General features: G+C 60.6%; 15 protein-coding genes and 1 pseudogene. 3 read left to right on the top strand and 13 right to left on the bottom strand.

What is annotated here, in order from left to right; genetic code table 11:
• Positions 1 to 6: 6 nt before the first annotated feature.
• Positions 7 to 780, top strand: a complete 774-nt coding sequence (locus ACM5SV_RS12885) for an SDR family NAD(P)-dependent oxidoreductase (RefSeq protein WP_012760383.1) — start codon at positions 7 to 9, stop codon at positions 778 to 780.
• A 46-nt stretch (positions 781 to 826) separates the two neighbouring features.
• Complete coding sequence (locus ACM5SV_RS12880; RefSeq protein WP_017997312.1) at positions 827 to 1,612, top strand: SDR family oxidoreductase; 786 nt, start codon at positions 827 to 829, stop codon at positions 1,610 to 1,612.
• Between the two features lie 312 nt (positions 1,613 to 1,924).
• Here ACM5SV_RS12880 and ACM5SV_RS12875 read toward each other — a convergent pair whose 3' ends face one another.
• The 8 genes from ACM5SV_RS12875 to ACM5SV_RS12840 form a co-directional block, all read right to left on the bottom strand.
• A complete protein-coding gene (locus tag ACM5SV_RS12875) occupies positions 1,925 to 2,101 on the bottom strand; it encodes a hypothetical protein (protein ID WP_171815740.1) in 177 nt (58 codons plus the stop codon).
• 15 nt (positions 2,102 to 2,116) lie between these two features.
• A complete protein-coding gene (locus ACM5SV_RS12870) occupies positions 2,117 to 4,360 on the bottom strand; it encodes a glycosyl hydrolase family 95 catalytic domain-containing protein (protein ID WP_221970449.1) in 2,244 nt (747 codons plus the stop codon).
• 2 nt (positions 4,361 to 4,362) lie between these two features.
• A complete protein-coding gene (locus ACM5SV_RS12865) occupies positions 4,363 to 5,460 on the bottom strand; it encodes an ABC transporter ATP-binding protein (protein ID WP_012760380.1) in 1,098 nt (365 codons plus the stop codon).
• Between the two features lie 37 nt (positions 5,461 to 5,497).
• Entirely contained in the window at positions 5,498 to 6,532 is a 1,035-nt protein-coding gene (locus tag ACM5SV_RS12860; protein ID WP_003554807.1) for a LacI family DNA-binding transcriptional regulator, read from the bottom strand.
• 139 nt (positions 6,533 to 6,671) lie between these two features.
• On the bottom strand, positions 6,672 to 8,723 hold the full coding sequence (locus ACM5SV_RS12855) for a beta-galactosidase trimerization domain-containing protein (protein ID WP_221974675.1): 2,052 nt from the start codon (positions 8,721 to 8,723) through the stop codon (positions 6,672 to 6,674).
• A 4-nt stretch (positions 8,724 to 8,727) separates the two neighbouring features.
• The gene (locus ACM5SV_RS12850) at positions 8,728 to 9,549 is read right to left on the bottom strand and encodes a carbohydrate ABC transporter permease (protein WP_003554805.1); all 822 of its coding nucleotides are present in this window, start codon (positions 9,547 to 9,549) and stop codon (positions 8,728 to 8,730) included.
• Positions 9,546 to 10,505 carry a carbohydrate ABC transporter permease gene (locus tag ACM5SV_RS12845; protein ID WP_419425272.1) on the bottom strand — a complete coding sequence of 320 codons (960 nt, stop codon included), beginning with the start codon at positions 10,503 to 10,505 and terminating at the stop codon, positions 9,546 to 9,548. The genes ACM5SV_RS12850 and ACM5SV_RS12845 overlap by 4 nt, the downstream gene beginning before the upstream one ends.
• Positions 10,505 to 11,812 (bottom strand): extracellular solute-binding protein, encoded by a 1,308-nt coding sequence (locus tag ACM5SV_RS12840; protein ID WP_017997306.1) that lies wholly within the window; start codon positions 11,810 to 11,812, stop codon positions 10,505 to 10,507. The genes ACM5SV_RS12845 and ACM5SV_RS12840 overlap by 1 nt, the downstream gene beginning before the upstream one ends.
• 118 nt (positions 11,813 to 11,930) lie before the next feature.
• Between ACM5SV_RS12840 and ACM5SV_RS12835 the strand changes: the two genes are divergently transcribed.
• Positions 11,931 to 12,770, top strand: coding sequence for an SDR family NAD(P)-dependent oxidoreductase (locus ACM5SV_RS12835; protein WP_221970515.1), 840 nt, complete (start codon positions 11,931 to 11,933; stop codon positions 12,768 to 12,770).
• Between the two features lie 57 nt (positions 12,771 to 12,827).
• Here the strand turns inward: ACM5SV_RS12835 and ACM5SV_RS12830 are convergent.
• The 5 genes and pseudogenes from ACM5SV_RS12830 to ACM5SV_RS12810 form a co-directional block, all read right to left on the bottom strand.
• Positions 12,828 to 13,348, bottom strand: a pseudogene (locus ACM5SV_RS12830) (MFS transporter); the annotation flags it as partial.
• A 44-nt stretch (positions 13,349 to 13,392) separates the two neighbouring features.
• Positions 13,393 to 14,424 (bottom strand): aldo/keto reductase, encoded by a 1,032-nt coding sequence (locus ACM5SV_RS12825; RefSeq protein WP_017996911.1) that lies wholly within the window; start codon positions 14,422 to 14,424, stop codon positions 13,393 to 13,395.
• Positions 14,425 to 14,603: 179 nt separating this feature from the next.
• Positions 14,604 to 15,572, bottom strand: a complete 969-nt coding sequence (locus ACM5SV_RS12820; RefSeq protein WP_419425271.1) for an aldo/keto reductase — start codon at positions 15,570 to 15,572, stop codon at positions 14,604 to 14,606.
• Positions 15,573 to 15,624: 52 nt separating this feature from the next.
• Positions 15,625 to 16,521 carry an NAD-dependent epimerase/dehydratase family protein gene (locus ACM5SV_RS12815; protein ID WP_419425270.1) on the bottom strand — a complete coding sequence of 299 codons (897 nt, stop codon included), beginning with the start codon at positions 16,519 to 16,521 and terminating at the stop codon, positions 15,625 to 15,627.
• Positions 16,522 to 16,640: 119 nt separating this feature from the next.
• Positions 16,641 to 17,543 carry a LysR family transcriptional regulator gene (locus ACM5SV_RS12810; protein WP_012760372.1) on the bottom strand — a complete coding sequence of 301 codons (903 nt, stop codon included), beginning with the start codon at positions 17,541 to 17,543 and terminating at the stop codon, positions 16,641 to 16,643.
• Positions 17,544 to 18,001 lie beyond the last annotated feature (458 nt).

Genomic DNA, 18,001 nt, shown 5'->3' with positions numbered 1-18,001 from the left:
ATGCCGATGCCTTTGCTCGACAGGAAAATTGCCATTGTCACCGGCGCGAGCTCCGGCCTCGGCCGGGCGATCGCACTTCGCTACGCCGAAGAGGGCGCGGTCGTCGTGATCGCCGACGTCTGCGAGGCTCCGATCGAGGGGGGTGAAACGACCCTTTCCTGCATCGTTGCGGCAGGCGGAGAGGGCATGTTCGTAAGGACCGACATCTCCAACTGGGCTGACGTCGATGGGCTGGTCTCACAAACGGTGAAAGAGTTCGGTCGGCTCGACATCATGGTCAACAATGCCGCGATCTATACCTCGACCAATCTCCTTGAAACCTCGCCCCAACAATGGGATAGGGTGATCGCCGTCAATGTCACCGGGTTCTTTTATTGCTGCAAGCGAGCCGCGCAGCAATTTCTGGCGCAGGAGCCGACCGGTGAAACGCGTGGCCGCATCATCAACATTTCATCGCAGCACGGCATGGTCGCTTGCCCTGGTGATTTCCCATACGGCGTCAGCAAGGGTGCAGTCGTACAAATGACCCGGCAAATTGCCGTCGACCATGCTGCGACAGGTATCGTTTGCAATGCGATTGCCCCCGGCAAGATCGTCACCGGCAAACCGGGTGTCGCCAACGATCCCGACGCTCTCGATTATTCGCGCCGTCGCACCCCTTGGCCGCGGCTCGGCGAGCCACACGATGTCGCGAGTGCCGCGCTTTTCCTCGCCAGCGACATGGCGAGCTACATGACCGGCGTTAACCTGATGGTCGATGGCGGCTGGATGGCGGGCTGATGATCACAGCGTATGAAGATCGCAAATAACGGAAAGGAAACGGACCATGGATCTCGGATTGAAAGGCAAGACTGCCCTGGTATTGGGCGCCGGCGGCGGGCTTGGCGGGGCAATTGCTAAAACGCTCGCCGTCGAAGGCGCGCGAATCGCGGTTGCAGATATCGACAGGGAAGCAGCGGATAAAACGGTTGCCGATATCCGCACGGCTGGCGGCTTAGCGATGGCGCTTCAATGGGACCTTGCCGAACTCGGCGTGATCGAGCCCAATCTCGCCGCCATCGACGAGCAGCTCGGCTCGGTAGACATTCTTGTCAATATCACCGGCGGCCCGCCGCCGACGCTCGTTTCCGGTCAGAGTGCCGAGAGCTGGCGTAAATACTTCGACAGCATGGTTCTGTCGGTCATAGCAATCTCCGATGCCGTACTTCCCAGGATGCGTGAAAAGAAGTGGGGACGCATCATCACCTCGACATCATCTGGCGTCGTCGCGCCCATTCCCAATCTTGGCCTGTCGAATGCCCTGCGCATGTCGCTTCTCGGATGGTCTAAAACACTGGCGGGCGAGGTCGGTCGTGATGGCGTGACCGTCAATGTCGTCTTGCCAGGTCGTGTCGCCACACAGCGTATCGCCTTCCTCGACGAACAGAAGGCGAAGCGCGAAGGGAAGGCCGTCGAGGAGGTTTCAGCGGCAAGCACTGCATCGATCCCAGTCGGGCGCTATGGTGATCCGCAAGAATATGCCGATGTCGTCACGTTCATGGCAAGCAGGCGCGCCTCCTATCTGACCGGATCGGTGATCCGGGTGGACGGGGGGCTAATCTCAAGCGTGTGATTGCGCCCTGCCTTCGCTTTCTGTTGACAAGCAGGGCCTTTGACTGAAATTTCGACTGCTTTGACTGCGAGAAGAAGCCATCGGTTGACCAGCGATGTTTGCTATGGCTTTAACTCTCAGTCATGGGCGGAGCCATTGAATTTCCAATGGACAGGCGCGGCTAACATATTTGATTGGCCGCATGCTCGCCGGGCGAGAGGCCGCTCCTCCGATGGCCTGTTGTCGCGAACGATGCGCCGCGCAGGCGCTGATTTGCATCACTTTTCAAGCAAGAGTGTTCTGACGCCAAACGATGGGTCTCGGCCGTCTTTTTCAAAAGCTGCGTGACGCGATCAAATACAGCGTCGCCTGCAGCCTTCGGTCCTTGCGCTCGAGTGCCAGCACCATCTTTTCGAGTTCGACAATCTCGGCGACGTCCGGCGTGTAGCCGCCAAACCCGTCTCCGACGGATCCGACAACCCGTTTGCCGTACGAGCTCGGCCCCAGCACGTCGTCCGCGCGGATTTAGCGGAACTCGCTTCCGCCCTCGAAAAAGCTTTCGCCAGCGGCGAGATCGACTTTGCGTCGCGTTTGGCCGAAGCGAAGGATCGAGCTGACATTGCGCGAGGCCGTGAGCCTAATCGTCAGCGGTTCGCCATCCTCCCAATCAAGGTCGAGCAGCATGCCGCCGCGGAGGCGCAAGCCACGGATACTGCCGCCCGGCCATGCCGTCGGCAACGCAGGGAGTAAATGGATTTCCCCCGGACGCGACTGCACGAGCATTTCCACGATGCCTGCCGCACCGCCGAAATTTCCGTCGATCTGAAAGGGCGGATGAGCGTCGAACAGGTTTCTGTAGCTTCGTTCCGGTGTGAGAAGCAGTTTCAGTACGTTGTGAGCATGGTTGCCATCGCGCAGCCGCGCCCAAAGGTTGATGCGCCAGCCGATGCCCCACCCCGTCGCGTCGTCCCCGCGGATCTCCAGTGAACGGCGAGCGGCGGCGGCGAGGTCGGGCGTTCTGTCCATGTCGATCTGCCAGCTCGGGTAAAGGCCGTAGAGATGCGAGACATGGCGGTGATGCATCTCCGGCGCCTGCATGTCCCAGTCTTCGAGCCATTCCTGCAACTGGCCATTCGCGCCGATCCTGTCGGGCGCAAGGCGCGGCAGCACACGATCGATGTCGGCGACAAGCTCGGGCTCTCCACCGATTGAGACCGCGAGAGGGCGCAGGAGACCCAAAAAATCGCGGATGAGTTGGCTGTCCATCGCCGGACCGGCGCAAATCGACGCTCCGTACGGGTGGGCGTTTTCGGGTGAAAGCGATGGGTTCGTCACCAGATACTCCGTGCCGGGGAACGGAACAAGCACGTCGAAGAGGAAGTGCGCCGCCTCCAGGGCGATCGGAAATAGTCGACGTCGCATCGCTTCGGCGTCATCAAGGTAGTCGCATGCGTCCAGCAGCTGCGCCATCAACCAGATACCGCCCATTGGCCAGAGTCCCCACTTGGCGCCGTCGATCGGTCCCGTTGCGCGCCAGAGATCGGTATTGTGATGCATGACCCAGCCGCGGGCGCGATAGTGTACGTGTGCCATCACCTTGCCGGTCTCGGCAAGCTCTTCGGCCATTTCGACGAGCGGCTCGAGACACTCGCGCAGATTGGCCGGCGCCGGCAGCCAATAGTTCATCTGGAGATTGATGTTGGCTGTGTATTTGCTGCCCCAGGGTGGATCCGTTTGCGCATTCCAAATGCCCTGCAGATTGGCCGGTTGCGTCCCGGGACGCGACGAGGCAATCATCAGATAGCGGCCGAACTGGACATAAAGCGCTGCCAGCGCCGGATCATCGCCGCCAGCGAATCCAGCGATACGTTGGTCGGTTGGAAGCGACGCCGCAGGCGTCGATCCGAGATCAATGGCGAATGCGCTAAACAGTCGCCGATGCTCCGCGATATGGTCGTCGCGCAACGATACGAAATCGCGCGAAGCGGCTCTTTCAAGTCTATCGATGATATCGCGCTCGGGATGTCCCAACACGTCGTCGTAGCGCCTGAAGCTCGTCGCCGCGTCGAGAAAGACCAGAACCTCGTCAGCGCCTTCTACCGACAAGCCTCCCCCAGAAGCGTTCACCGTTCCACCGCTGTTGATAAGCCGGACGCCAAAGGCGAACCGGAGAGCGGCGGCAATGCCGGATTCCGCTTTGCCCTTCCCCGAAAAGCTCAACTGCGATCCCTCTCCTATGCTCATCTCTCCCTGCTGCGGACTGTCGATGGAGATCCGGCAGCTGATCGCGCGTTTCCGGTCAGCCGAGAGGCGTAGGACGAGCACACCGTCGACCGGCGACACGAAGGCTTCGCGCAGGTAGGCGATGCCGTTGGCGGTGTAAGACGAGGTAGCGATGGCGGTATCGAGATCGAGCGCACGCCGATACCCGGAGACACTCTCGGCGAACTTGAATTCGAGGCGGAGATCGCCGATCGGCTGGTAGGACATCTGCTTGATCGGCCGTGCCATCAGACGTTTTTCGGCCAGCGCCTCGGCGTCCGCATAATGGCCGTCGAAAATCAGCTGCCGCACGGTTCCCAGATGACCAAAGGCGTCTGGATTAACGGGCTGATAGGGACCGCCGGCCCAGAAGGTGGATTCGTTGATCTGCAGGTGTTCGCGCAGGGGATCGCCGAAGACCATGGCCCCGAGCCGGCCGTTGCCGAGCGGCAGCGCGTCCGTCCATAGCTGTGCGGGCGCATCGTACCAGAGAAGATGAGACGTCATGACTACCCCGCCGGAAGGGTGTTTGCCGGGCGCGCGCCGCGGATGCGCTCACCGTCCCCACCGAAGAGCAGGGCCCTTCGTGCGGGGAAGCCGGCGGTGACGCTTTCCCCGGGGCGGCGGATGGTCTCGGAGCGGTCCTCGATGATGACGGCCTGCCCGGAACTCAGCGTGCCATAGATGAAACGGGTGCCGCCGAGATTTTCCACCACGTCGACCTTGAGGTCAATTGCGCCGCCGGCATCGTCGTGTCCGGTGAAGTGCTCGGGCCGAATGCCGGCCTTGATCAAGATGTCGCCTTCGCCGTGCAAAAGGCCCGTCTTGAAGACAGCGCCGCAATCGAGCCTGACAACGCCATTGGGGTCCAGCGTGCCATCCAGGAAATTCATCCGCGGGGAGCCGATGAAACCGGCGACGAAGAGGTTGTCGGGGTCGGCATAGAGCGTATCCGGTGTCCCTGTCTGCTCGATCTTGCCTGCTCGCATGACGACGATCTTGTCGGCCAGCGTCATCGCTTCCGTCTGGTCATGGGTGACATAGATCATCGTTGCGCCGATGCGCCGATGCAGTTTCGCGATCTCGACACGCATGGACACCCTGAGTTCAGCGTCGAGGTTCGACAGCGGCTCGTCGAACAGGAAGACGGCGGGATTGCGCACGATCGCCCGGCCGATGGCGACACGCTGACGCTGACCACCGGAGAGTTGCGCCGGCTTGCGCTTCATCAGCGGTTCTATCTGCAGTGTTGCCGCCGCAACGGCAACGCTGCGCTGGATCTCGGCCTTTCCAAGGCCCGCCATGCGCAGCGAGAAGCCGATATTCTGCTCAACGGTCATATGCGGGTAGAGCGCGTAGTTCTGGAAAACCATGGCCACGCCGCGCTCGATCGGATCGGCTTCATTCATCCGCCGCCCGTCGATCTTGAGGTCGCCTGCCGTGATCTTTTCGAGGCCGGCGATCATCCGTAGCAGCGTCGATTTTCCACAGCCGGAAGGGCCGACGAACACCGTGAACGAGCCATCGTCGACGCTCAGATTGAGATTGCCGATCGCCTCAAAGCTCCCATAGGTTTTGTCGATATTCTGCAATTCTACGCTGGCCAAAATTTCCTCCCTTTGACCGCTTGGCAAGCAGAGCGCGTCAGGTGATCCGTCGCGTCGAGCCTCGCAGGATGATGTCGCATTCGAGAACGATGCTGTGCGTCGCGCCGCTCGAGGATTCCGTCAGGCGTTCCACGAGAATGTCCGTGATCTTTTCCGCGATGCCGGCGACCGGCTGGGCGACCGCGGTAATGCCAGCTTCGTAGAGCCGGAAGACCGCTACGTCGTCGAAGCTCGCCAGCGAGATATCGTCGGGCACGTGACGGCCGTTCTCCTTCAGCCAGCTGAGTGCCCCGACCGCCATGCCGTAATTGGCGGAGAAGATAGCTGTCGGTGGGCGCTCCAGCGACATCAGTCGCTTGGTCGCCTCGTAGCCGCCATCCATGCGCCAGTTGCCGCGCACTGCCAGGGAAGCATCCACGACGATGCCCCGCTCGCGCAGCGCCTGCTCGTATCCGGCCAGGCGTTCGATGCCCGACGAATTGCGCGGGTCACCCGTCAGCATGCCGATGCGCGTATGGCCGAGATCGATCAAATGGCTGATTAGGCGGTAGCTCGCGCGGTGGTTTTCGACCATCACCCGGTCAGCCGCGAGCCCACGCACGTCGTTATTGTAGAAGATGATCGGCACGTCATGTTCGATCAGGTCGTCCACCCGGTCATAGACTTCGGCCGTACCATCCATGATCAGCGCATCGACGCGCTGCGCGGCGAAAAAGTCCAGCGCTTCAGCAACAACGCGCGGATCGCCGCCATGGCAATAGGTCAGGAGCGCGCGACCAGTCGAGCGGACCGAAGTGGCCAGGTGCTCCAGCATGCGGGCATGAAACTCATCGAAGGTCGGGACCAGAAAGCCGATCATATGGGTTAGATCGGTACGGATAGACGCTGCCGCCGCATTTCGCCGGTAGCCGAGCTCCTGGATCGCCCGCTCGATCTGCTCGCGGTTCGAGCGACGGACCGTCTCGCCGTTGAGATAGCGCGACACGGTGCCGACAGCGACGTCCGCCACCCTGGCAACGTCGATGATCGTGGCTCCCCGCCGCCTTCCGGCCGTCCGATCCGTTTCATGCATTTCAAGCGGGCTCCTGCAGTTATCATCGGATTGTGACGCGTTTTCGCGTCCATCTCCCTCGTATAGCCCGGCGCCTGGCCGCTCACCAGCATTGAGAGCGGCGGTGCGAAGTCTGACGCACGGAAGGCGTCGATCCTCATCACGCGCCTTCGAAGACCACGGCACTATGGATGCGCAGTCGTGGTACCGTGATGCTGATGGCGCCGTCTGGGCCGGCTTCCCAGGCCAGATCCTCTCCGGTCATGGCATCGAAAACCCGCTTCGGCTTTGCCGGCAACCGCACGCTGGCGTTAACCGGGCCGATCGCCGGGATGTCCTCGATCATTTCCATCACCCGTGTCGAGCCGTCATCGCCACGAACATCCTTGCCGCGGATCTGCGGCGGTCCGTAGAGAAGATGCAGGATGTGGCGATTGTGCCCAATCTGTCGGGTCAGCGTTGCCCGGCCGGATGAGGGAAGATCGGTAACCATCGCCGGATCGGGAACGAGACGATCGAGAAGCCCGCGAACAACATATTTATAGAGCGGCTGACCGATGGCCCGGTAAAGCCGAAAGATCGGGTAGGCGATATAAGCGGTGCCCCCATGCTCGGTCACGGCAGCGCCAAGCATCTCAGCGGCTGTATCGTCCGGAGCATGCTGGTGCGAGCAGAAATGTTTGTAAGACCGGTTGAAGTAGGAGGGGTAGATAGCGGCCAGCACCGTTGCGTCGACCGGGCGGACGGTTTCGGCTTCATCGTAGAAAACGAAAGCCGTTTCCGGCATGGACGGATCAAGGTCCTTGCCTGCCTTCACATAGCTCGGTTTGAACGCGACTGGCGTTGGCTGCCGCTCGATGCCGAAATCGACGGCAAATGCACCATCATCCCCGATGCCCGAATGCCAGGAGGCGATGATCTTGCCGCCACTGGCGAGATAAGCTTTCAGCCGCGACGCAAGCGCGGCATCGACCGGGATTTCGTCCGGCAGGATCAGCAGCCGGTATTCCTCGAAACGAGCGGAACTGTCGAGCACGTCGAAGGGCCGCTTCAGTTCCTGCAGCATCTGTGCCGCGCCATCGTCGCTCGGATGGTTGCGCGCGCCCTTGGGGTTCATATGCTCGGCCGACAATATGGCGATCTCGGAGACCTGCTTGGCTCCATGCAGAAACGGCTCCAGCTTTTCGACGCGTCGATAGGCCGGCGCGATCGAGGCATAGGTATCAGGATTGATGGCGCCGTTCGGATGCAGCTGGTCGCCCACCAGGCACTTCGATCCGAGCGCGATCATCTGCGCACATTCATATTCCAGTGCGTCAGGGTGCTTGAAACCGCCGAACTCGCCCCACGAAGTGTGGAACTTGCCTGTATGAGCCAGGAAATCCATGCCGAGCGTTGCCGCGTAGCGCGCGCTGGACGGAAAGTGATCGTAACCCCAACCGCCGGTCGGCAGGCTTTCGAGCTCGAGATGAGAATAGGTGGAAAAGCGCTTCGGGCCCTGCTTGTGGATATGTCCGCAATTGTAGAAGACGCGAAGATTGGGGAACTCCTTAAACAGCGCCTCGCTCGTTTCGCGGCGGAACTGTTCGTTGACGGCCTCGTCGTTCTTCAGCCGGTCCGCCGAATTTTCCGGATCGAGACCCTCGCACTGCATGCGCTCGATGCAAGCCGGGCAGACACAATCCGGCGTGAGGATGATATCGAAGAACAGACCCTGCGTGGGATAGCTTTGCGCGACTTCGCGCGCCTGGTCGAGAATGTATTTCCGTAGGCCGGCATGGTTGAGGCAGAGCGTATGCCACGCCGGGCTGAGCTGCTTACCCGCCGAAGGGTCGTCCGGACGGTCGTGGTGGTATTGGTTCGACGCGGTCATGGCGCGCCATTCGGGATGTTCGCGCGCCGTCAGCTCGTCCCACTGTACCGATATATAGATCGGGCTTTCGATATCGGCTGCCGACAGCGCCTTCACCATGTCGCCGAGGAGGTCCGGGCGGGCCAACCGCGGATGCGGCTTGCCGACCTTGGTCGGATAGTAGGACCAGCCGTGATGGCACTTGGCGAAGATCGTAATCGAGTCGACATGCGCCGCCTTCAGCGTTGAAACGAAGATATCCGGATCGAAGTCGGCGCCGATGCCGGGAATATGTTCCGACGTATGGAAGTCGAGATGGATCTGGCGGTAGCGCAACGGCTTGTTTTTGGTGTTCGGCATGGTCCTATTCCTTTGCGCCGGTGCGGGTTTGAGAGCCGGCGGCGAACTGACGTTGGAAGACAAGAAAGACGAGGAGGGGAACGATTGTCGTGATGATCGCCGCCACCGAGCGCAAGTCCCAATTGATCTCGTAGCTGCCGGAGATGCGGGCAAGCAGCACGGGCAGGGGTATGTCGTTGCGCAGGAAAAGCATCGGCAGCAGCAGGGCGTTCCAGGTCCAGAGGAACTGCAGGATTCCGACGGCGAAGATCGGCGACAGGCTGTTCGGCAGTACCACATGACGGAAAGTCGCAATCGGTCCGCAGCCGTCAATCTTGGCGGCTTCCACTAGTTCGCGCGGGAAATCCTCGAAGAAATTTTTGACGAGGAAGATCGACCAAGCAAAGGACATCCCGACATAGGGAATGAGAACGGAGAGAATGTTGTCGATCAGCCCGAGATCGCGCCACAGCGTGAAGAGCGGAATGATGACAACCTGCTGCGGCAACACGAATGCGTTGATGATGATGATCAGCAAGATGCGGCGGAACGGGAAATTGAGGAAATGAAAGGCGTAGGCCGCCGCCGGCGTCAAAAGCATCGTCAGCGCCGTCGCGATCCCCGCTGTTTTCATCGTCACCCACATGGATTGGGACAGCGGATATTTGTCCCAGACGCGGTGCCACGCGTCGAAGGTCAGATCGAAGCGCTCGAAGTGCCACCAGCCAAGCGAGACGCCCTCGGGAGGACGCAGGGAGGTAACAACGATACCGACGATTGGGATGACCCAGATGCAAGCGATGATGCCGACGAAGATGACAATCCAGCGGGGAGCCTTGCCGATCATTTCGCACCTGCCGTTCGCTGGATGATGGCGGGGATCGAGACGATGAGCACGGCCAGCAGCAGGATGACGGTCGCGGCGGCGCCATAGCCCAGTTTGAACTGGGTCATGGATTCCCGGTACATGAAATAGCCGACCGTCTCGGTTGAGCGCACCGGTCCGCCGCCCGTCAGGATGTAGATGATGTCGAAGGCGCGCAGCGAACCCAGAAGATTGATGAAAACCGCGACACGCACGCCGGGCATCGACAGCGGCATCATGATATGGCGCATGGTCGAGAGCGGCTTGGCGCCGTCCATATAGGCTGCCTCGAGCACGGATTTCGGGATTGCCTGGATGGCGGCGAAGATCAGCATTAAGGGCAAGCCCACGCCGCTCCACGATGCGGCTATGATGAGCGCCCACAGTGCGGTATTGGCGTCACCGAGCCAAGCATGCGAGAAGCCGGAAAACCCGAAAAGCTGAATCAGCGAATTGAGCAGGCCGCCGGCATCGGCCCTGTAGATGCCGATCCACATGTAGCCCGAAACTGCCTCCGAAATACCGAAGGCGGCAAAGATCATCACGCGGAACGGCAGCGTCTGTCGTGGCGCGAACGCGCACGTCATTGCCAGAGCCCAGCCAATCGAGACGGAAATCACCGTCGTCCCGATCGTGAAGATCAGGGTCGTTAGCAGCGTGCTGCGAAAGGCGGCGTCCGAAAACAGCCGCACATAATTGCCGAAGCCGATGAAGGAAGGCTTCCGCAGGCCCTGTATGTCCCAGAAGCTCAAGCGGATAGTGTCCACCAGCGGATAGACGACGGCGACGGCAAAGAGCACGATGACGGGTGCGATCAGGATCAATGCGGCGGGCGTGTCCCTGAGCAGACGCCGACGGCCTTGAATGCTGACCGCCAGCGGGGAAACCTGCATCACGCCCGCCGCCTCCCGCGCCGGGGAAGCGGAGGTGCCGGCCATCAGTAGGATCCCTGGGCCTTGGTTTCGATTGCCGCAAGGACGGTATCGATATTGGCAGCCGAGGGATCCTGGAGAAATTTCTGCAGTTGCACCCGATATTCATCGACGAGATCGCCGGGCAAGAGATCTCCGAGCACGAATTGCAGCTTCGAGCTTGCGACCGCTGATGTCGCCACCTTCTGCGTCTCGCCATAGAGCGACGTGTCGGTATTGCTGCTTGGTGACGCATAGCCGTTCTTGGCAAGAATGTTGGCGGCCTCGGCGCTTGTCCAGAAATCGAGGAAGGCGTCTGCTGCCTTCGGATTGGGGCCGTTTGCCGTGACGAGCAGTTCCTTGGTATCGACGCTCGACGTGTCGTCATGACCCATCCCGAGGGCGGGGAACTGGAAGAGACCGTAATCCTTACCTTCGGTGAGTTTGTAGTCGTTCTTGGCGCGGTTATTCATCCACATGCCGATCAGCAGGTAATTTTTGGCATTCGCCTGGAAGATTTGGTCGGCTTCCCCGTCCCAGTCGTTGGCGAGCATGCTGTTCGGCGCTCCGCAGCAGCCCGCGGTCAACATTTCGGCATATTTTGTAAGCGCATTCTTCACGGCCGGATCGGTCCACGAAATTTCGTGCGCGCCTAGCTTCGAAGCCGTCTCGACGCCTGCCGTTCTCAGCAGCAGCGTTTCAAACCATTCGGCATGCGCCCAGTATTTGCCGGGAATAGCGACCGGAGCCGCGAACCCGGCTTTTGTAAGCTTCGCAAAGCTGGCGACGAACTCGTCCCAGCTCCTCGGCGGCTCGGTGATGCCCGCCTTGGCAAGGTGCTCCTTCTTGTACCAGATGCCGGAGCGGTCGCCGAAGGTGTAGGTCAGGCCATAGGTCTTGCCGGCTATAGCGCCGAGATCCTTCCAGGATTGGCTGATGAGCCTGTCCCAGCCGAAGGATTTCCATTGGTCGTCGATCGGCCGCAGCATGCCGGCATCGAGCAATTCCTTCCGGAAGGCCGGCCAGGTGTTGTAGAGAACATCGACCACTTCGCCGCCCATGAGTGCCGTGCGGATGCCACCGCGCATGTCTCCTTGGCCGGTAATGGCAACTTCCCTGATCGTCACTTTCGGATATTTCGCCGTGAATGCAGTCTGGATCTTATGCATCATGTCGAGCTCGGAACCGCCGAGCCAATTCAGCACCACAAGTTCGCCACTGACGATATCCTGCGCTTTGGCGCTGCCCGCCAACGCCATCAATGCGGCACCTCCCGCACCCGCAAGCAGGGTGCGGCGACGTATCTCATGCGTGAATCCACTGCTGTTGGTCATGTCACATCCTCCCAAACGTTGACTTTGCCATTCGCACTCAAATTAATTGAAACGTTATCATCTATCTTGAAACTGGCAAGGGTTTATCTGATAGTGCTGCAAAACATAGGAGCATAAAATGACCCGGCTTAAGCACAGTGTAGCGGTCGTCACCGGTGGCGGTAGAGGAATCGGTCGGGAGATCGCCCTTTGGCAGGCGCGAGAAGGCGCCAAGGTCGCAGTGCTTGCGCGAACCGCCACTGAGATCGAGGAAACAGTCTCGCTGATCGAAGGTGAGGGCGGGCAAGCGATCGCTGTGACGACCGACGTCACCCAATACAGCGCCGTCGAAAACGCTTTTGTCCGGATCGCATCTGAGTTCGGTCCGGTTGATACGTTAGTCAACAATCACGGTTCCTTCCAGGCTTTCGGACCAATATGGGAGTGTGATCCTGTTGCCTGGTGGCGGGATGTGGAGATCAACTTGCAAGGGACGTTTCACACCTCCCGCACGGCTTGTTCGACCATGTTGGCGCGCGGCAGAGGCCGGATCATCAATCTCGTTGGCGGAGGGACGGGCAACAGTTTCCCGCACGGTTCTGGATACGCATCGAGTAAAGCAGCGATCATGCGGCTGACCGAGTGTCTCAATGATACGACGATCGCTCATGGCGTACGCGCCTTTGCCGTCGACCCGGGGCTCGTACGCACTGACATGACGGAAAAGCAGTTGTTTTCGGAGGCAGGCAAAACTTATCTGCCCGCCATCCAGCAGCTCTTCGACGATGGCATCGATATCCACCCTTCTCGAGCTGCACTTCTTATCGCGGACATCGCCGCCGGCCGTTTCGATGTGCTTGCTGGTCGCCTGTTGCGCGGCGTCGACGATCGAGATGTGCTCGAAAAGGAAATGGACGCTTTGGCTGAAGCCGATGGAAGGGCATTGCGCTTCAGCGCGATTGAGCAACAGAAACTCTGATGGCGATGAAACGGCGCGCCGAGCAGCAGCAGCGCTACCTCCGCCGGCAGCCCGGAGCGCCGCGCGATCTGTGCGTTGGGCGGCCGCCGAGACAGCGAGAGGATAGACCGCGTGCAGCCGGCGTCCATCAAGGCAAAGCCCGCCAGCGCGACATAGGGATGCGGCGCCGCCGACACGGCGCAGATGCCGATGGCCGAAAGAACAAGCAACATCGTGGCGACGGCGCGCGCGTCAAACCGATCGACGAGCGGATCGACGAACAGGCGCGCCAGCGCCATGCAGAAGGTAAAGAGCGTCAATCCCAGTCCGCCAATGAAGGGCTCGACCGAAAACACATCGCGCATATAGATCGCCGACCAGTCGATCCCGGCGCCTTCGACGAGAAAGGCCGCGATGCCGATCACGCAGAGCGGCATGAGGCCCCAGGTGGGAAGCGCTACCAGCGGTGCCTTGCCTTCATGCAACGCGATCCGCGCCAGCGTATGCCGATGACAACAACCCCGACAAAGGTCACGGCGAGATGGAGTTCCATCGAAATGCCCGCTTTGGCGGACGACCGATGAGAAAAGCGCCGTGACGAGGCGAACCGGACGGCGGCTCGGCCACCGTCCCAGTCCACGAACTACCGCCCACCCTCGATCTTGCGATGGCGCTGGTTGATGCCGCCCTTGCCGTAGGGATAGTCGAACGGCTGAGGCGCGCTCACATCGTTCAGTCTCGCCATCTCGTCGTCGGAGAGTTTGAGCTTCATGGCGCCGAGATTGTCGGCGAGCTGTTCCGGTGTGCGGGCGCCGAGGATCACGGAGGTGATCGCCGGCTGCGCCGCTGTCCAGGCGAGCGCCACCTGCGCCATGCTGACGCCATGCACCTTGGCGATCTCTTCGACGACAGCGATGATCGCCCAGGTTCTCTCCAGCGCATTGCGCGGTGCATAGGATTCGCCGCCGCGATTGGGGTTTTCACCGAGGCGGGTGGCGCCGGTCGGCATCTCGTCGCGCTTGTACTTGCCGGTCAGCCAGCCGCCGCCGAGCGGTGACCACGGCAACAGACCCATGCCGGCATCCTGGCAGGCCGCGACGATCTCGAGTTCGATGTCGCGCACCAGCAGGTTATATTGCGGCTGCAGCGTCACCGGACGGGTATAACCGCGCGCCTTGGCGATCTCCGAGGCCTTGGCAATGTGCCAGCCGACATAATTGGAGAAGCCGTAATAGCCGATCTTGCCGGAGGATACCGCATCATCGAGGAAACGCAGCGTCTCTTCGATCGGCGTCAGCGCGTCCCAGGCATGCATCTGGTAGAGGTCGATCTGCTCGAGGTCGAGGCGGCGGAGCGAATCGTCGAGCGCCTGGCTAAGATGCCGACGCGACAGGCCGATATCATTGGGTCCGTTGCCCATCGGAAAGCGTCCCTTGGTGGCGACGATCGCCTGGCGGGCCTCGGTCGGGCGGGCCTTCAGCCAGCGTCCGATGATCTCTTCCGACTTGCCGGCGCTGTAGACATCGGCGGTATCGATGAAATTGCCGCCCCAGGCGAAATAATCGTCGAGCAGCTTGTGCGAGGCGGCCTCGTCGGCCTCCGCGCCGAAGGTCATGGTGCCGAGGCAATAGGCGGTGACGACGGTCCCGCTGGGACCGAGCTTGCGATAATCCATTTCTTCCTCCTCTTTGAACACAACCGCGGCATCAATGGCGGCTGTCATTTCGATGTCGACGGCGGTGAATGAACGAGCAGCGAACTGCCTTCGCACGTCCCAAACGGGCACCAACCGCCGTAATGCAGCAAAATGCTACAATGTCGTTTGCGTCTCTGAAAAGCCGCGCGGCGTTGTCGTCAGAACCCGGCGACGTGCAGCGATTTGTAGGGGGCTTCGAGCGCCTTGACGTCATCACCGGTGAGTTCGAAGCCGACCGCGGCGATCGCATCCTCGAGATGGCTCATCTTGCTGACGCCGACGATCGGCGAGGTAACGACCGGCTTCTGCAGCACCCAGGCCATCGCGACCTGCGCCATGGACGTCTTGCGCGCCTTGGCGACGGCTTCGACGGCCTCGACGACGTCCCGATCGCCGGTCTTCTCATACATGCTCTTGTTGTAGCGGTCGGTGGTGGCGCGCTTGGTCTCGGTGCCCCAGGGACGCGTCAGCTTGCCGCCGGCAAGGGGGCTCCAAGGAAGGACGGCGATACCCTGATCGCTGCAGAGCGGCAGCATTTCGCGTTCTTCCTCGCGATAGGTGAGGCTGACCTGGTTCTGCATCGAAACGAACTTCGTCCAGCCGTTGACCTCGGCTGCATGCTGGAGCTTGGAAAACTGCCAGGCCCACATCGAGGATGCGCCGATATAGCGGGCCTTGCCGGCGCGCACGACGTCGTTCAGCGCCTGCATGGTTTCTTCGACCGGGGTGAACGGGTCGAAGCGGTGGATCTGGTAGAGATCGACATAGTCGGTGCCGAGGCGGTGCAGGCTGTTGTCGATCTCGCTAAGGATCGCGGCGCGGGAAAGACCCTGGCCGTTCGGCCCGGGACGCATGCGGCCGAAGACCTTGGTCGCCAGCACGATCTCCTGGCGGGGCGCCAGTTCCTTGAGCAGGACGCCGGTGATCTCTTCGCTGGTGCCCTGCGCATAGACATTGGCCGTATCGAAGAAATTGATGCCGGCATCCCATGCGCGCTTATAAAGTGGCCGCGCCTCTTCGAGCCCCAGAACCCACGGGCGTTCGTCGGTCTGCTTGCCAAAGGACATGCAGCCGAAGCAGATGCGGCTGACTTCCAGCCCTGTCTTGCCAAGTCTTGTGGTCTTCATGGTCTTTCCTCAAAGTTGATGATCGGCGGTGCCGGAAATGCGCCTCGCGGCATCATGCGCCGGTAACGTATTTTCGCCAGTTGTGTTCTTCCTTGAAACCGAGAACCTCCCGGATCTTCCGGTTCGAGAGCGGCGCTTCGAATTCGCCGAGCTCCCGGAGGATCGGCGTGTTCGGCGCCCATTTGCCGAGGAAATCCCGCGTTGGCTCGCTTGCCGTGATCGTGTCGTTGACGGCATTGAAGACCTGGAAACCGAGGCCGTCGGCCCGCAGGCAAAGATCGACGATCTGCCCGAGATCGCGGGCATCGATGTAGCTCCAGGCGTTGCGCTTGCGCGATGGCGGATCGGCAAGAAAGCCCGGAAAACGCTCATATTCATGCGGTTCGATGACGTTGGCGATCCGCAGGGCGTAGATGTCGATGCCGCTGCGCATCGCAAAGGCGCGGGCCGTCTTCTCGTTGACGACCTTGGAGAGCCCATAGCTGTCCATCGGGTCGATGTCATAGTCTTCTTCGAGCGGAAACGAATGGAAATCCTTGTCGCCCTCGGCAAAACAGACGCCGTACGTGGTTTCGCTCGACGCGATGATCACCTTGGGAATGCAGAGTTTCACCGCCGCTTCGATGACGTTGTAGGTCGAGGCCGCATTGACCAAAAAAGTCTGGTTGTCGGGCTTGAGCAGCAGGCTCGGTATAGCGGCGAAATGCACGACGGCATCGACCTTGGCCGGTCCGCCCGGCGCCTGCAGATCCTCGCCGCTGAAATGCATCGACAAGGCGTTGAAGGTCTGGCCGCTATCGCTGAGATCGGTGATCAACGTCTGCACGCCGGGGCAGTTCAAGGGAACGAGGTCGAGGTTGCGGACCTTGTGTCCTTTCCCCACCAGATATGGAACCGCATGGCGGCCGGCCTTGCCGCTACCGCCGGTAAAGATGATCCGCTTGCTCATGTGATGTGTCCGCTTCCTGATGAAGGTTCGATGGAAGCGGTACAACGCGGGAGAGCGATGAATCAATAGAGTGGAAATCACTGTACCGATGAATCAGGCTCATCGATTGGAAACAGTCGCTAAAATCCGTTCAAGCCGCGAACGATCTTGATCAGCGCGTCGACGCCGAAGGGAAGCTGCCGCCGGCTGGAATAATACATCGAAAACGGCGGGCCCATCGATGCCCATTTGGGAAGGACGACTTCCAGGCGGCCTGCGGAAACGTAGGGGCTTGCCAACCGTTCCAGGCAATAGCACAACCCGGCGCCTTCCAGAGCCGCATTGATGGCAAGATCGGTTTCGCCTGATATCAGCGCTCCGGGAACGTCGATCTCGCGCCGGTCATCGCCGCGTTCGAATTCCCACTTGTAGATCTGGCCGCGGCCCGTCCGTATCCGGATGCAGTGGTGGGAATTGAGGTCCTCCGGCATGACAGGGCGACCATGACTTCTGAGATAATCAGGAGCAGCAACCGCGACCCACTTTAAAGGAGGAGTGAGAGGAACTGCGATCATGTCTTCCGGGATGGTGCCGCTGTACCGGATACCGGCATCGAACCCGTCCGCGGTGACATCGATGAACTGGTCATCCACGGCGACCTCAAGCTCGACATTCGGGAAGCGTTGCTGGAACACCGGAATGGCTGGCCGCAAAAGCAGAACGGCGGCATCTTTCAGAACATTGATGCGAATGCTGCCGGCGCCACCTTGATAATGTCCGTTCAAGTCCTCCAATCCGGAGTTGATAAGCTCGAGCCCGGCAGAGATCTTCTCGGCGAGGGCTGTTCCGGCGGCGGTTGGTGCAACGCTGCGGCTGGTTCGATTAAGGAGGCGCACGCCCAGCCTTTGCTCAAGCGCCTTCATGCTGTGGCTCAGGGCGGAAGCTGTTACTTCTAGGTGATCCGCCGCTTTGCGAAAACTACGGTATTGGACTATCGCGAGAAAGATCGACAGCTCGTGAATTTCATTGCGCTTGAACTGCATTATTGATCTCAGGAGGCTAATTTGGCGATACTTCGCAACCGGTCTTAAAGGCTCTAGCTCGTTCGGTGCAACTCAGCACCCGGATCCTGCTTTACCGGCTCGGATTCGCCACTGCTGATCACAGAAGTACCCTGTATCATAGAGCCTTTCAATCTCCGGCCATGGTATCGAAAGCGTGAGGGCGCTCTACGACCTGATGTCGGAGCGCCCTGAGCTGCGTTGGCCAATGTTGCGATGGTTCCGTGGGTTCTTTCCGAGGCGCGGTCATTGTCGAGCACGTCCCGACCACTTGCCCTGCAGCTCGGGATCCTATTTGCAATTGGGATGCCACGAGGTGGCGCGACAACGCGACGGCAATGGCCGCGCTATTGCCTAATGGCGGCGAATGGCGCCAAGTCGAACTAGCAGGTATCCCGCACCGCCGATCTCAATCAAAAGATCTGCTCTCATTTCCCTGT

The organism is Rhizobium sp. CRRU65 (assembly GCF_048551595.1).
Lineage (GTDB): Bacteria > Pseudomonadota > Alphaproteobacteria > Rhizobiales > Rhizobiaceae > Rhizobium > Rhizobium leguminosarum_J.
Note: the sequence above shows the minus strand (reverse complement) of the source record. Positions and strands in the feature narration are given on the sequence as shown.